The organism is Thermococcus sp. MAR1 (assembly GCF_012027305.1).
Taxonomy (GTDB): domain Archaea; phylum Methanobacteriota_B; class Thermococci; order Thermococcales; family Thermococcaceae; genus Thermococcus.
In genome coordinates this window covers 1-404 of the sequence record NZ_SNUF01000030.1, presented here as the reverse complement: position 1 = coordinate 404, position 404 = coordinate 1, and the positions used below count along the sequence as shown (strand labels likewise).

Sequence of the window (404 nt, the reverse complement as noted above, 5' to 3'; positions counted from 1 at the left end):
TATTTTTACGGTTAAAGATAGTTTAAGACATTGAAGATTAATCTGCTCTCATCTTAAAACATTTATTTTCTCACACTTCTTTTCTCAACTTGCCTGCTGCTTAACTTGCAGTCATGAATGATTATTTAAGTGGGTTAAATGAAAGGCAATACGAAGCAGTTACGCATATTAACGGGCCTTTAATGATTATTGCCGGTGCCGGTAGCGGTAAAACTAAAGTGCTTACTACACGTATTGCTCATTTAATGGCAAATGGTGTTGATGCGTTCAATATTCTGGCGTTAACTTTTACGAATAAGGCTGCTGCAGAAATGAAAGAGCGTATTGAAAAAATGCTTGGCAATAATGAAGCAAGAAATTTATATATCGGCACATTTCATAGTGTGTTTGCGAGAATACTAAGA

Annotated in this window: 1 protein-coding gene; it reads left to right on the top strand. The window is 35.4% G+C overall.

All coding sequences use genetic code 11. From position 1 onward, the window contains the following. Positions 1 to 113 precede the first annotated feature (113 nt). Positions 114 to 404: UvrD-helicase domain-containing protein (locus E3E25_RS11405; protein WP_167893420.1), on the top strand; the 291-nt coding region annotated here is incomplete at its 3' end.